Genomic DNA, 15424 nt, shown 5'->3' on the forward strand with positions numbered 1-15424 from the left:
ATGAGACCAAAAACCAAGCTGATTCATGCAGGTATTGTTGGTGATACACACACTGGAGCAGTGAGTGTACCGATCTATCAAGTAAGCACGTATGAGCAAGAATCGGTTGGCGTACACAAAGGATACGAGTATTCACGAACAGGCAACCCTACCCGTCATGCGTTGGAAGAAGTCATTAAAGAACTGGAGGATGGCGTTCGAGGTTTTGCTTTTAGTTCGGGCATGGCTGCAATTCACGCTGTACTATCTCTGTTGAAAACTGGAGATCACGTCATTCTGACGGATGACGTATACGGCGGGACTTACCGCATTTTCACCAAGGTGCTGAATCGTCTGGGGATCGAGTCTACCTTTGTAGATACCACCTCACTACAAGCACTGGAGCAGGCTTTGCAATCCAATACAAAGGCCATTTATGTAGAAACACCTACCAATCCGTTACTCAAGGTCACCGATATTACTGCTGTAGCGAAATGGTCAAAACAACATGAATTGTTATTCATTGTGGACAACACGTTTAGTACGCCTTATTGGCAGACCCCGCTGGCTCTGGGAGCGGATATTGTATTGCATTCTGCAACGAAATACATCGGCGGTCATAGCGATGTCGTGGCAGGACTTGCGGTTGTCAACAGCGAGCAACTTGGTGAAGATCTGCATTTTATTCAAAATGCAATTGGCGCAGTCCTGGGCCCTATGGATTCCTGGCTATTAATGCGAGGTCTTAAAACATTGGGATTACGGATGGAAGCGCAAGAACGCAATACAGAGCAGCTTGTGACATTTTTGAATCAACATCCAGCAGTAAGCAAAGTTTATTATCCCGGGTTGCCCGACCATTCACAGCATAAGCTTGCTTCCACGCAAGCGAGAGGTTATGGCGGTATGGTTTCCTTTGATGTAGGCAGTGCTGAAAAAGTAGATGACGTGTTAAGCAAAGTCCGTTATTTCACATTGGCTGAAAGTCTGGGCGCGGTGGAAAGTTTAATTTCTGTCCCTGCCCGAATGACACATGCTTCCATTCCCTATGAACGTCGGCAAGAATTGGGGATCACGGATGGTTTGATTCGTATCTCCGTTGGGATCGAGGATGTTGAGGATTTACTTGAGGATATGAAATCTGCATTAAGTTGAGGGCATATTTTGAAGTCCATGCTGGCTGAAACTTGCGAATGGGTAGTTGACCATTTTCTAAGGAACACAGGACGTCTTATTTGGCGTTCAGACCCACATTTGAAATTATAAGGGACATCAGGCACGTTATTTCTCGAAATAACTCAAAGAAATGCTGATTGCGGCTCTTTATTCGGTTATAACGTGTATCAGATTCCTTAAAATTCTGAGGGCGCTTCAAAGCCTTGAATAAGATGCCTGAGATTCGTCAGTACTCACACATCATGCTTTGCTCCTCCAACCGCGGGTAAGAGAACAGCATCGATTCCACACGAATCGAAGCTTTTTATCGGAATAGAGAATTAAAGCTATGCGGTGTCTTGATCATTTGCTCGCACATAGAAACGTTCTCGCATATTCAGGATGCAGTACACCAATTGCTGCTGCGTACACGTTCAGGTCAGGTTCTGCTTTCAGCAAGTTTGAATACACATTCTGTGCTACCCGTTTTTATTCGCTCTTACACTAATTAGGTTCAAAAAAAGGTCATACCTTACAGAAGTTCGCTTCTGCACAGGCATGACCTTTTTGGATATTCGGTATGTTGCCAGTTGTATTGCAATGACTATCGCGATACATCAGGCTGAGACTACATATGTGATAAGACCTCTCTATTTCATGCTGTACGGTACCATGAATGAAACATCCATCCTCAGCTTGTTATTTTCAAGATTTTCATAAGAAGCATGAGAATGAATCACGTTAGTTATGACTGTTTTTTCAATTTTAATAGTACGGTAAAAGGGTTAACGCTGTAAGCGCAAATAACGGGAGCACCAGTCGGTTAAAACGTCTACGGCCATAACCATAATACGGATAAGGCGTAGGGTAGCCGTAACCTGGATAAAATCCGCGAGTATGACCTATTGGATAGTTCGCTCCCGGCATTGCATTTGGAGCCCAGTTCGCATGATTCACCATGGCTTCCGGTCCAACGGGAACAGCCAGATAGATCATTTCGTCATCCACATTTTCCATAATGCCATCGTAGTGCATACCGTCATTCATCTGTACACATACATAACGGTGCATGTGTTCCTTACATATTTTCTTTGCTTCCACTTTTTCCACTTGCCAACGCCTCCCTGATTCTGCTCTTGATCACCTTTTCATGGTATTCAGAACTGGGCGAATTGACACTACTGACGAAAAAACACAAAAAAAGAAGCACCCCGTGAGCGGCTTCCTTGGAAGTCTGCTGCGCGGACATCTATTCAGGAAACGTCCTGATCAGATGTCCACCGGGGTACTTAAATAAAGTTTGTCGGCTTAACTGTAGTATAACAGCGGGATGAACCTGTATCTGTGATGTAACTCACTCCGCTAAGTTATCAAAGCAAGAAAAGAAATATTTTCACAAAAATAATATTACGTAATCGTGCGTGTTTAATAGGCACCATTCGTAATCAAAAGCGGACTTTTTGAACAACCTCTAATATTCATTTTGCTTGGACTATTAGAGGCACTTCTATGATCTATATTGCTTACACATTGCCCTCTACAGAGTCTCCAAGACCACACGTGAGCCGTTTCCGGCCTCACCTGCTGGAATCACCACAAGTTTGCGCGGCAAGCGTGCACGCAGTTCAGGCACGTGACTGATTACACCAACAGCCAATCGGTCGTCATGCAATTTTTCCAGAGACGTAATGACGGTATCCAACAGCTCAGGGTCAAGTGTACCAAACCCTTCATCCAGGAAGAAGAATTGAAGTGGGTACTGACCTCGCAGCTGAATCTGGGCCGACAGTGCCAAGGCCAGTGACAACGAAGTCAGAAACGTCTCGCCACCTGATAACGTTGATACCGGTCGTTTGACACCCCCGTTGGCATCATCACAAATTACAAAACCACCACCGGAATCCACCTCCAGTGAATAACGTTGTTTGGTCAGGAAACGCAGACGCTGAGATGCCGCATGACTAACCTGCATCAGTTGTTCTTCGGCAATATACTCGACAAAAGCATTGCCTCTGAACGCGGATTGCAGTTTGCTGAGCAGTTCGCCTTGGCGGCTTACCTCCACCCGCTTGTTCTCCAGTTCGGTCCAGCGAACATGTCGCTGCTCTACATCCTCCAGATCACGTTCTGCGCGTGCTTTGGCACGAAGCGCAGCTTCATCCTCAATCCGAACCTGCTGCAAACGTTCGGTGCAGGCTAACCACTGTTCCTCTGATACGACAGCACCATCCAGCTTTTGTTCCAATTCACGCAACTGGGATGCCAGTTCACGCTCACGTTCACGGTGCTGCTGGATCTCCCCTGCCAGTCGCTCTGCTTCCTGTGAAGGAATTGCCGCGGATACAACAGCATCATCCGAGTCAAACGGAGATTGTTCCAGCAATTGCTTCCACCGTTCCTGTGCCTGTTGCAGGTGTTCTGTGGCCGAGGCGGCTGCCTGTTGAGCCATAACGTCTTTTTTAGCTGATTCCTGCTTCAGCGTGTCCGCTTCTTTGAAGCGTTGTACCGAGTCCGAAGCTGTTTTCCGCAGTCCATCCAGACGAGCCTGAGCCGCAGTAATCAGATCTTCTACCCGTTGCTCCCCAACCCACTGGCGCAAGCGTTCTTCCTTCTCGGCCAGCTGTTTGCTATTGCCCTGCCACTCCGTTTGCCACTGAATCAGTTGTTTGTCCAATTCCACCAGCTTCTGCTGGAGAGATTGAATGATTTGGTCTTTTTCCTCAAGGAACGTCACGCTTTTGTTCAGACGTTCCTTGATGTCTTCGGCGCGCGCATCGCGCTCCTGCATCGCCTGATAGAGGGCCTTGGCCTCCTCCTGAGCGATGCCCGGTAGTTCCGCGGCCCAGCGGCTCTGCAAAGTAGCCGCTGCGGCCTCGCTCTCGGCCAGCTTGCGCTCCGCCTGAGTGAGCCCGGCACGGCCGGCCTCTTGCGCAGCTGCCGCTTCCATGCGGCGCTGCTGCGCGCCCACAGCCGCCTGCTGCAACGCGGCGGCTTCGGCCTGGAGCGGCGCTGCTGCGGTAGCCAGCGCCTGCGCGGCTTCGCGCAGCGCAGCGGCACGCGATGCCCAGCCTGCCGGGGAGCGCCCGTGTTCGGGCGACCCGGCGGGCTCGGGCTCCGCTGCCGCAGGCGCGGCCTCGGCTGCGGCCGGAGCTTCGCCGGCCGCAGCGCCAAGCTGCGTCAGCAGGCTGCGACGTTCGTGCAGCTGCTGGCGCAGCCCAAAGCGCAGCTCCTGCAGCTCCGCGTGCAGGCTGCGCAGCAGTTCCAGGTCCGCGTCGCCTGCGTGCGGACCTTCTCCCGGCGGCGCAGCCGGGAGCGGGTGATGCGGCGAGCCGCACACCGGGCATGGCTCGCCGTCGTGCAGTTCGGCGCGCAAAGCGGAGGACAGCCGGTGTAGCTCCTGCTCGCGCATCGTGCCACGCAGCCGTTCCTCCGCAAGGGCCAGCAGGCTTTGTTCGCGGCTAATATCCTGCTCACAGGCAAGCAAGGCCTCAAGACCTGCTGACGCCTGTTCTACCAGATGCTGACGCTGATCACTCAGGCGTTTTTCTTCCTCAGCCGCCGCCTTCAGCTTGTCGGCTCCCTGTTCTGCCGATTGCTTATAGGCTTGCATGTCAGCCTTATTTTGCTGCAACTGCTCCGCGGCAGTATCCACACGATGTTTCAGTTCTAGCGCAGCTTGAAGTTGCCTGCGTTCCTCTGACTTCACTTCATTTGGCTTGAGGCTCTCCTGTAGTTCCTCTCGCCGTTTGCGTCCGCGCTGTTGCAGTTCCTTTTCTTTCTCAAGCTGCTGTCCCAGCGTAGTTTGTTCGCTCTGCCCCTGTTCCAGCAACTGCGCGAGGCGCGAGCAATCGGCTTGAAGTCCGTCCCGTTCACGTTGCAGCTCTTTCGCTTGTTCGAGTTGCTCCAGGCGCAGCAGAAGTTTCGGTTCTTCCTCAGTCATTTGCTTGCGTGCCGTCTCAGCCTTCTCCGCTTCCTGAACAGCCAGACGCTCATGTTCCAGTGCTTGCTGATGAGCTGTCTCGGCAGTATCCTGCCGCTGCTTCTGTGTAGTCATGGCATCTCGAACCGTCTGCAATGCAGGCAGTATTGCATCTGCCGCAACGGATTGTTTCAGCCGTTGTTCGCCTACCTCTATCTGTGGTTCCAGTGCTTTCAGCTTCTGCTGTTCATCCGTCCGGGCCTGCCGTTCGTTACTTAACTCACGAATTTTGCCCAGTTGTTCAGCTTCCTTCACAGCTTCATCCAGCGCTTTGCGGGACAATTCAGACTGCTGAACAGCGTTTTGAAGAAGACGTTTCGTTTCTTCCAGCGTCTCCTTGCTGGCATTCCCAAGTCCCTGTTGCTCCGCAGCAAGAGATTGGTGAACCATATCATTATCCTTAACCCGCCGACTTAATTTGATGGCCAGCTGATCCCCATACTTCTCCAGATGGAACAATCGTTGCAGCATCTGACGACGTTCACTGCCTTTGAGTGACAAAAACTCGGCAAACTTCCCTTGCGGAAGCACCACTGCCCGTGTAAAATCATCCATCTTCAAACCGATCACATCTTCAACGCAGCGATTCACATCTGCCAATTTGTCGGCAAGTACCTGTTCTTCGCCATTAACCGTCTCTATGAATTTGCTGATTGTGTTACTCACCGAAACTTCATTATTTCGTTTGAAACGTCGCTCTACCCGGAACCTTCGAGTGCCTTCCGCCGACATCAGTTCAAATGTAAAAGCAACCGACAACGAATCCTCTGCATGATTCATAATGCCTTGCGTCCCGTTCACCGCGCGTTCCACTTTTCCGTACATGGCGAGTGTGATGGCATCGAGCAAAGAAGATTTACCACTACCCGTTGGACCGAAAATACCGAATAGTCCCGTCTCCGTCAGCACGGTAAAATCAATCTCCTGCATCTCCCGATAACTTTGCAGTCCGGCAACTTTTAATAAAATCGGCTTCATCTTTCCTCGACCTCCTCACGCGCACCCGGCTCGTCTTCATCCACAAGTTCCAGGAAAAGCTGTACCAGGCTGTCTTCCGGTTGTGCACCACCGGTCTGACGCTGATAAAATTTACGGAACAGTTCATGCACAGGTAGCTCGGATCGTTGCTCCAAAAGTCCTGCTGCAGCCATCTCGGGATACACCGGGCGAATATGGATGATACCTTCATGTGATTTTCGCAGCTGCTGAATCTCCTTCAGGGACATCGCTTCGTCCAGCCACACTTCCATGTCGATAAAAGCCTGTGGATCACGCCCCTCATCCAGCCAGCGATATACTTCTGCCAGACCACCACGGGCCTGCCAACGTACAAGCGGACGCCCGGACGTTAACAAAACTTCTTCTACCTGTGCTGCTCCACCCGGCGCCAGATCAACCATCGTGACAGACTTGCTCTGCCCTGCTTCCGAGAAGCTGTAGGCGAGAGGAGAACCGCTATATCGAATCACACCGTCTCCTTTGACAGCCTGTGCACGATGGAGATGCCCAAGCGCCGTGTATTGCGCACCAGTCGCTAAAGATGATGGATCCACCGTGTAGGCCCCACCGATTTGAATCGGACGTTCCGAATCACTCTCAAGTCCGCCGAGCACATAGATATGGCTCATGGCCAAGTTCACTGTATCCGGGCGAAAAGAAGCTGCCAGACGCTGCATTAACATGCCCACCCGGTGACTGTATGCCTGACGAAGCACATTTTCGTCCCCATCTGTTGTCAGCAATTCATTCAATCTGGCTTCAGAAGGATAAGGTAATGCGGCAATCTGTGCAATTTCTCCGGTTCGCTTTGCATGGATGGTTACCGCTTCTGAAGTAGGCATCCCTACGAGTGTAATGCCCTGTCTGTTCACAAGTGGAGTTACAGAAGCTACACGTTCTGGCTGATCATGATTTCCAGCAATCACCACGAGGGGTCTTCCATGCTCCGTCAGACGCGCTGCCGCTTCATAAAAAAGTTGTTCCGCCGCTGCGGGAGGATTCACCGAATCATACACATCTCCGGCCATCAATATGGCATCCGCCTGTTGCTCATCAGCGACCCTGACGAGTTCATCAACGAAATCTTCCTGTTCACGCAGTCGGCTTCGTCCTTCCAGCGTTTTTCCCAAATGCCAGTCCCCTGTATGCAAAATACGCATCGTCCGTTCCACCCCTCTCCCATGTGATATCCATGGTTTTAAATTCCGATCTTTTACAATTTCACTGCATGTCCACCATCAAAAAAGTACAGCCATTTCCGGTCAACTTTCCGACCCAATATATCTTCAATGGCCCGTCCATACAGATCTAGCTGGAAGCGATAATTTTTGGTGAGTTCATCCAAACCACCACGATGCTCCAATACCCGATCCGTCTTGTAATCAAGCAAGACAAGCTCGCCGTCCACCTCATACAGACAATCGATAATCCCCTGTACAAGCACGGTTTCATTTTCAATCGTTGCCTGCATTTTGCTATCTTCATTTATTATCTGCATATCTGAGTTCGCCGCCCGTTCATGTAGCCATTCCACAGGGGACTGATGTGCCGGAAGTCCATACACAAACGGAATCTCCCGTTTCACCCACGCTGCACGCAATAATTCTTTCCCTGGTTCTGTATTGAAAAATCCGGCCAGTTCTTCAGGTTCGATAGCCGCAGCATGATGGGGCAGCAAAATCTGAAGCTTAATCAATCGCTCAATTGTCTGTTCAATAAGTTGTGAATCAACAGATGATCCATCTATAGGAAGATGCTGCATCAACGTATGATACACGTTCCCCCGTTCTGCCCCTGTCAACTGCGTTGCCTCCATGAATTTGGGACGACGCAGGTGCAGTTTGAAAGACGTACCTGCAGATCCCGCATCCGGAAGGTTCACCGTACCGTTTGAATCTGTCCGTGATCCAGTCTCACGCTCGTTAGATTCATCGGATACGCCACGTAGTACATGGCCTGCTTCATCTTTGGTGTAATTGATTTCTGGGTTGTTGTGAGCCAATAATTTCTCGGACTGTTCTCCCAGTTCCTCCATCACCTCTACGGACTGGATATCCTGCATCGCAAGTAACGTTTTCAACTCCGTGACAGATGTACTGGCTGCTACTTGAGTTGCTGCTTCATAGGGGTACGTCCATGAAAGTCGTTGATCAACCTCGTTGATCAGCCGTGTCTCCTCTTGTTGAAGAGCTACTATGTCTGCACCTTCATCTCCAATGTTTTGGTTAGCCGTATCTTGTGCACTCTTCGTCAGCTCTTCTACAGTTGAAGATGTAACCAACTTCACGGGTTGGACGGCTTTTAGTGCAGCAATTCGTTCTTTCCGTACCTCATTTATCCCGTCTTCTTCTCCGAGTGTCAGATCTACCATATGGTCACGGGATACCTGATCTGCGGAAATAATAGAGATCGCCCATCGTGATTGATCATCTGCAAGACAAGCTGAGAACGAATCATTGCTTCCAGCAAGTTCACGCAGCACAGCCGCATCTGGATGTCTCATCAGGGATGGTCCAATCCAGTCCAGGTAACTCCGTCCAGCAGCAAGCAGATAGTCTGGCAATGCCAATTCAGGGCTATCCTTGACCTGAGACCACGCGAGCGCTTTTTTCGCGGCATCTTTTACAGTACCCAGCAGAATCATTTTCTCTTTGGGACGGGTCAACGCAACATACAGCACACGCATCTCTTCAGCAAGCAGTTCAAATTGCGCACGACGACGAATCGCCAGATTGGCTAATGTAGGATAGGCAACCCGATTCTCACGATCCACAAACCTCGGGCCAAATCCCAATTCCTTATGCATTAGAAACGGTGCGTTCAAGTCTTGCTGATTAAACATCTTGGATATGCCACCGACAAAGACAATTGGAAACTCCAAACCCTTACTCCGGTGAATCGTCATGATACGTACGGCGTTGTCCTGCTCACCAGAACTACTTGCTACAGTCCCGAGGTCTCCCCCGTTTTCCCGCAGTCTGGAAACATAGGTCAGGAAACGGAACAAGCCGCGATTCGCAGTTGATTCCTCATATTGTCGTGCGCGGTCGTACAATGCCTTAAGATTACTTTGACGTTGCAGCCCTCCTGGAAGACCACCAACCCAGTCCAAATAACCGGTTTCCCGATACATACGCCAGATCAGTTCACTTAGACTGCCTTGCCTTGCCTCAAGTCTCCACTGCTCCAATTGACGCATAAAACGAATTAACTTTTGCTGTAATTCCGAGCCTGAGATCTCCGTTATGCCCAAATCCTCACTTGCATGTCCCGCAACACCAGCATCTTGCATTCCATCTGTATGCAATGTATGCACATCGGATTCATAGACATCATCCAGGATCTCTGCCTCGACTGAAGCTGCTGTCTCCCGCTGTCCCTGTTCCATCTCTGCCCAGGCTTCCGGCCACTGCAACTGGACCATATTGGAATCAGGATGATTATCCTGCCGGGATTGTTGTACAGCATTAGTGGAGGAATCGCTCCAATCTCCCGCAGCCGATATAACCGCATCATAGAATGACTGTCTTTTGTCACCAAGCCGAATCTGTGCCAGTTCCTCTTCATCCAGTCCAACAATCGGGGAACGAAGCACGGAAGCAAGCGGAATATCCTGCCTTGGATTATCAACAAGCTGAAGCAGAGACATCATGATTTCCACTTCTGTAGCCTGAAAATAGCCCTTGCTCTGTTCTCCTCCAGCAGGAATTCCCTGCTGTCTGAACTCCTCAATCATGAGCGGAGCCCACATCAAGGTTGAACGCAGCAAGATGACCATGTCACCGTAACGTGCCGGGCGCATCGTTTGCAGAGCTTTGTCATATACATGAAGGGCAGGTTTGTCCGTGTCTCCAACCATCTCCCGAATACGCCTTGCGATTGCCCTCGCTTCCAACTGGGCTGTTTCAAGTTCGGCACTCTCCAGTTCTGCGGAGACCGATGCATCCCCATTCTCATCCGTACTCTCTGTCAGATCAGGACCACCACCCTGACGATCGATCAGCATGAGTTCAGGTGTATACGCCTCATCACCAAGTGTTTCTGACGGGAAGGTAGCCCCATATGCCAGTTGAGCTCGTTCATCGTAAGCAATCTCTGCCACACCTTCGTTCATGAGTTGCCGGAATATCATATTGACCGAATGCACGACTTCTGCTCGACTACGAAAATTCCGCGCAAGATCAATACGTTGACCTGTACGATGCAGACGTTCTTCCACCATTCCGTCCTCATTTGTGCTCGCTCCATACTGGCGATACTTGTTCATAAACAGACCTGGCTCAGCCAACCGGAAACGGTAGATACTCTGTTTGACATCACCGACCATGAATCGGTTACCCGGGTTTTCTCTGGAGATCAGTTTCACGATATCTTCCTGAACCGTATTGGTATCCTGATATTCATCAAGCAACACTTCATCGAATCGCGAACGGTACTCCATAGCCGCATCGGAAGGCATCGACAGTTCAGGCGTTGAATCCTCATGTCGCAAAATGTGAAGACAGTAATGCTCCAGATCACTGAAGTCAACTTGCCCACGTTCCTGTTTGGCCTGTCGATAACGTTCTCCAAATGTACTAACCAACCTCGACAACTCCTGCATGAGTGGTGCCGCTTGCTCCAACTCCTGCCAGAACGCAAACGCACTTCTCCCGAACAATGAACCTTTCAGGTCGGTAACTGCCTTTTTCGCGGCCTCACGGAGTTCCTTCACCTGATCCTGTAAAGCCGGGTCTGTTTGATCCTTTTTGCAAGGTTTCAGTTTGCCAAATGCAGCGGGTTGAAACACTTCAGGCAACCTCTCCCATGGCATAATCTCAACCGCAGACAACAGTTCTTCTACCATCACCAGGTCTTCTTTTAACGTATCTGCATAAGGTGCCGGACCTTCATGCTGCATGGAAATATGAATGCCTTGACGGAGCAATCCTGCTGCACCACTTAAAGCAAGAGCCGCATCACGCAAAATACTCTGAACCCATGCTGAATGTCCAAGTGCCTCTACACTTTCCACCTGAAAAGCAGACGCCATCTCTGAGAGCCAATGATCCGGCCAGGAATGACTGCGGGAGAAATCATACAAACGTTGCACCAGTCGATGCATCGCATCATCGTTTCGTTCTCCACTGAACCAGTCTACTAATTCGCGGAATGTACTCCCTTCATCTTCTTCGCCATACTTTTCCTCAAATAGTTCTTCAAGCAGTTCCTGCCGCATGATTTCCGCTTCATTTTCATTCAGGATACGGAAAGCCGGGTTCAACGGAATTTGCTGATAATAACGGCGAATGACTTCCATACAGAATGAATGCAGCGTTGTAATAGATGCCCGTCCAAGCAACGACAGCTGCTTACGCAGATGCTCTTCTCCAGGCTGTTCTTCCAGCGCACGTTCCAACGCTTCCCGAATCCGTTGTTTCATCTCGGCGGCGGCCGCTTTGGTAAACGTAGCTACAAGTAAACGATCCACACTGTATCCTTGGGAGGGATCTGCGATCTTGCGAATAATTCGTTCAACCAGCACGGCTGTCTTGCCTGATCCCGCCGCTGCGGCAACCAGTATGTCTTCTCCGCTTTCCGAGATGGCACTCCACTGGTCATCACTCCAGAAGCTACCCTCCGGTTTTGGCATATTCGTCATGATGTTTCCCCTCCCTTGGTGTGAGATAACATATCCCAGATTTGCTGTTTGCCCGGTTTGGACAACAGGTTATACTCATTTCCTTCTATATTCTCATCAAACTGACAAACAGGCTTATACGGACAGAACGTGCACGCCACTTCCTGCTGAATACGATAAGGCTCAATGGCCACATCCCCATCCGTAATTCGGGTACCAATCTCACGGATATTACTGCGAACCGAAGCAAGCAGCGTATCCCATTGCTCTGGCGTAGCTACAGCGGCGCTACTATAAAAGCTTCCGTCCGCCTTAAGAGCAACTGGAATAATAGCTGAATATCCCTTATCCAGGGTGTTGTCCATTTGAGCGATTGCGTCCCGATCAGCCAGAAGCAAACCTTTCATTTTGAACCGTTTCAGTAGTTCTTGTCCTGCCTGCTCTGATGTCATGCCGTTTGCAGATTGCAACAGCGGGTTATGCACATGGAAATACAACGTTCCTCCCGGCATCGCCGTTTCCCCAAGCCATTCTTCGGCAGCACTAAGCAGCACCTCCAGATAGGTGAGCATTTGCAATGACAGACCATAGTACACTTCATGTAACTTGAGGTCCGTCTGGCTTGATTTATAGTCAATGACACGCAGGAGCAGACCATTCTCTCCTTCTGCGACATCTACACGGTCAATTCGACCCACGATCTCCATCACACAGCCGTTCTCCAGTTCAAAACGTAGTGGCGGCAGTGTTTTATCGGGTCCAAAATCAAGCTCCAATCCAATCGGTTCAAAACTTCCACGTCTGGACTGTTCACCAAGAATAACCGATGCCCGGCTAACAATGTCCTTCAATTTGCGGAAAATATAACCGTATCGCTTGGTGCTTAGCAAAATCTCCCCTTGCAGCTGTGGTGCAATCTGCTCCACAGTTTGCTCGGCTTCCTGACGACATTGGTCTGGAGTCAAACTGCCCCAACTACGATTTTCTTCGCGCAATCGCATAGCCAACTGGCTTAGTGCAGCATGAAACAGCTGTCCGATATCAGGAGCCTGAAGGCGGTACAATTGCCGTTCTTTGAGACGCAGCCCATGCGAAGCAAAATGGGAGAACGGACAAGCGACGAACCGCTCCATTCGCGAGACACTCGTCCTCACCTCTGTACCATACAGTCTGCGACTGGTAGCTGTACGTAGTGGTAATGCCCGATTACGATAAAAGATTGATCCCATCAACCGTTCCAGCTGAGGTCTGCTTGTCTCTCGAGATACATGCCAATTGTAGACCGCCCACCACATTTCAGGGATGTCTTCTCCGCGGCGCCATTTGCGCAATTGTCCAATAAGCGTTGACAGACTCTGACCCGGATGGGTGACATAGGACCAATGCGCTTCTTCCGAGTTCGCAACCGGTGGTTGAGCGAGCAATGGCTGTTCTTGTAGACCAAACATCTTCCGTACATGGCGGACAATCTCGGAAGGAAGCAGTGCTTTCCCCTCATCATCAGCAACCGGGTAACTCAGCCACAACTGGCTGCTTGCGGCTGTAAGTGCCGTATAGATCAGAAAACGTTCATCCAGCATCTGCCTTGTTGCACCTGGTCCAAGCGCCACACCTCTTTCCGTCAGTAACGCTCTCTCCAGTTCCGTTAATACGCCATCATCCTGAGGTACGGCGGGCAATTCACCATCAACGGCGCCAAGGATAAATACGTATTTGATGTCCTGAAGGCGTGTACGGTCCATAGAACCAACTAATACCTGATCAAGTGCTGGTGGTACCAGGCCCAGCTTCAGTTCCGTCAATCCGGTCTCAATCATCCCGGCAAACAGCGTGATATCCAGCCGTTCATTCCCCATCATATCGACCATCTGATCCAATAAATCTAGCACAGCTCCCCACATCTGCCGATGTTCTCTCGACCGTTCGGGGTCACCTTGTGCCTTAGCTTCAGCAGACATGTTCTCCAGCTTCCATGCGATCTCAGCATCTTCCAGCAGTCTGTATAGTGCCTCGCACTGGGCTTTGGCTGTCTTTGCCTTTTTCATTCGTTTCTCAAAAGCACCCAAGGAATCTGTAATGACCGTTCGACAGCTCTCCATTAAAGAAAGCATCTGGTCCCGTCCTCGACTACTGCCATCCTGACCGTTATCTTCCAGTGATAAGCTAGGTACATACTTCCACGGTTTGCCGTCAGTCCAGCGATACCCGTGAATACCACAAGCCAGTACATAATTCTCAAGCTGGTCCATATCTTCACGAGTGATGGAACCATCACGCGGAAGTAGCAGATCCGTTTTGACACAGCGAAATACATCCTCGTAACGCCAATGTCGACGAACAATGTCGAGTGCAGAACGGATAAACTCGGATAATGGATGATGAAGTTCATTTCTTCTGCGGTCCAGAAAGACGGGTACGTCATAATCCCTGAATAGAGGTTCAGCTATATCAGCGTAGGTATCCAACTGACGAACAAGTACCGCCATATCCCGATAACGCGCACCTTCGTTTTGTGCCAGGCGCCGCATCTCACGCAGTGCTCCCTCCATCTCAGCTCGTCGGTTCTCCGCTGCAACCAGTCGAATTCCGGAATCAAGGCCTTCACTTTTCCAACGAATTCGCCGGTCGAAACCAGCCTCCAGATGAGCAAGTCCCGGGCGATCCTTGTATCTCGGTGGAATCTCCGAATCTAGCACGGTTATATCGCTCGTTACACCCAGTTCGTCAGCCATTCCTTTCAGGCGCGCATAGGCACTTGCCGTGGGATAAAATAGTTCCAGTTCTCCAGGCAGTGCGCCGTGATCATAAGGACGATCCAATGTCAGTGCAATCGTCACGGAAGAGGACTGCAACATCAGCCGACCAATCACACTCATCTCCTGTGGTGTGAATCCCTGAAAACCATCAATCCAGATCTGGGCATCCTGCAGCAATGCACTTTCCGACAAACGATCTGTCAGCTCGGTCAACGTGTCTTCATCATCAATATATAAATTGGTCAGTTCCTGTTCATAGTCACGATATATCAGATTCAAGTCATGCAACTTGTCCTCCAGAATTGGCGAAGTGGATGAGGTATTCCCTCCAGACAGCCCGTCTTCCAGCAATGATGGATCAACTTCATAACGTTTAAATTCACTATATAAGTCATTTAATTCGCCTATAAAACCCAGCTGGCTGCCGGATGCACCAAACAGCTTTAATTCTTCCTTACGGCGCTGGATGACCTTGTAGAGCAGCATCTTTTTGCCTTCGGCTCCGATCGGAATACGAGCAGAACCACCTGCTTCTTGCATTACACGATAGGCTAGACGGCGAAAGCCGAGCACTTCTGCACGCATGGTACCTTTAATTGCTCCAGAAGACACCAATGCCTGCTCTGTTCGAAAAGAATTCTGTTCGGGAACGAGTAAAATCAAAGGTGTGCCTTGCGGCTCCTTTTGAAGCAGGGATGTAATTTCCCGGGTAATCAGCAAGCTTTTTCCGCTGCCTGCCCGGCCAATAACAAAACGAACGGACATGTCTAATCCTCCAAACCACACGTACAAGATTTTAATTCCCAGTATAACATATCTGACTTGGTTCGGAACATACGTTTGCCACTATCCGGTAAAACCGGAGATCCTCTCCGTTAACACAGCAAAACAGCAAAAAGCCCGCAGCTATCACACTGTGGACTTTTGACTTGATCT

The 15424-nt window shown here is 50.2% G+C and carries 6 protein-coding genes; 1 reads left to right on the plus strand and 5 read right to left on the minus strand.

The genetic code is table 11. The features are described from left to right. Window positions 1-1134 (plus strand): bifunctional cystathionine gamma-lyase/homocysteine desulfhydrase, encoded by a 1134-nt coding sequence (locus tag NST38_RS21605; protein WP_076250698.1) that lies wholly within the window; start codon window positions 1-3, stop codon window positions 1132-1134. Between the two features lie 765 nt (window positions 1135-1899). On the opposite strand, the gene NST38_RS21610 is transcribed toward NST38_RS21605, so the two are convergent. From NST38_RS21610 to addB, 5 genes are all read right to left on the minus strand, one after another. Next, window positions 1900-2244: a hypothetical protein gene (locus NST38_RS21610; protein WP_036674796.1), complete on the minus strand. Its 345-nt coding sequence runs from the start codon at window positions 2242-2244 to the stop codon at window positions 1900-1902. 427 nt (window positions 2245-2671) lie between these two features. Further along, window positions 2672-6091 (minus strand): AAA family ATPase, encoded by a 3420-nt coding sequence (locus NST38_RS21615; protein ID WP_076250696.1) that lies wholly within the window; start codon window positions 6089-6091, stop codon window positions 2672-2674. Further along, complete coding sequence (locus NST38_RS21620; protein ID WP_036672068.1) at window positions 6088-7272, minus strand: exonuclease SbcCD subunit D; 1185 nt, start codon at window positions 7270-7272, stop codon at window positions 6088-6090. The genes NST38_RS21615 and NST38_RS21620 overlap by 4 nt, the downstream gene beginning before the upstream one ends. Before the next feature lie 53 nt (window positions 7273-7325). Beyond that, on the minus strand, window positions 7326-11753 hold the full coding sequence (gene addA / locus NST38_RS21625; protein ID WP_076250693.1) for a helicase-exonuclease AddAB subunit AddA: 4428 nt from the start codon (window positions 11751-11753) through the stop codon (window positions 7326-7328). Next, window positions 11750-15253 carry a helicase-exonuclease AddAB subunit AddB gene (gene addB / locus NST38_RS21630; RefSeq protein ID WP_076250691.1) on the minus strand — a complete coding sequence of 1168 codons (3504 nt, stop codon included), beginning with the start codon at window positions 15251-15253 and terminating at the stop codon, window positions 11750-11752. The genes addA and addB overlap by 4 nt, the downstream gene beginning before the upstream one ends. Window positions 15254-15424 lie beyond the last annotated feature (171 nt).

Source organism: Paenibacillus sp. FSL H8-0104 (assembly GCF_038050215.1).
In the GTDB taxonomy this organism is placed as follows: domain Bacteria; phylum Bacillota; class Bacilli; order Paenibacillales; family Paenibacillaceae; genus Paenibacillus; species Paenibacillus amylolyticus.

Coding starts and splice junctions, on each gene's coding strand:
- NST38_RS21605 (WP_076250698.1), top strand. CDS start 1: ATGAGACCAAAAACCAAGCTGATTCATGCAGGTATTGTTGGTGATACA.
- addA (WP_076250693.1), bottom strand. CDS start 11,753: ATGACGAATATGCCAAAACCGGAGGGTAGCTTCTGGAGTGATGACCAG.
- NST38_RS21615 (WP_076250696.1), bottom strand. CDS start 6,091: ATGAAGCCGATTTTATTAAAAGTTGCCGGACTGCAAAGTTATCGGGAG.
- NST38_RS21620 (WP_036672068.1), bottom strand. CDS start 7,272: ATGCGTATTTTGCATACAGGGGACTGGCATTTGGGAAAAACGCTGGAA.
- addB (WP_076250691.1), bottom strand. CDS start 15,253: ATGTCCGTTCGTTTTGTTATTGGCCGGGCAGGCAGCGGAAAAAGCTTG.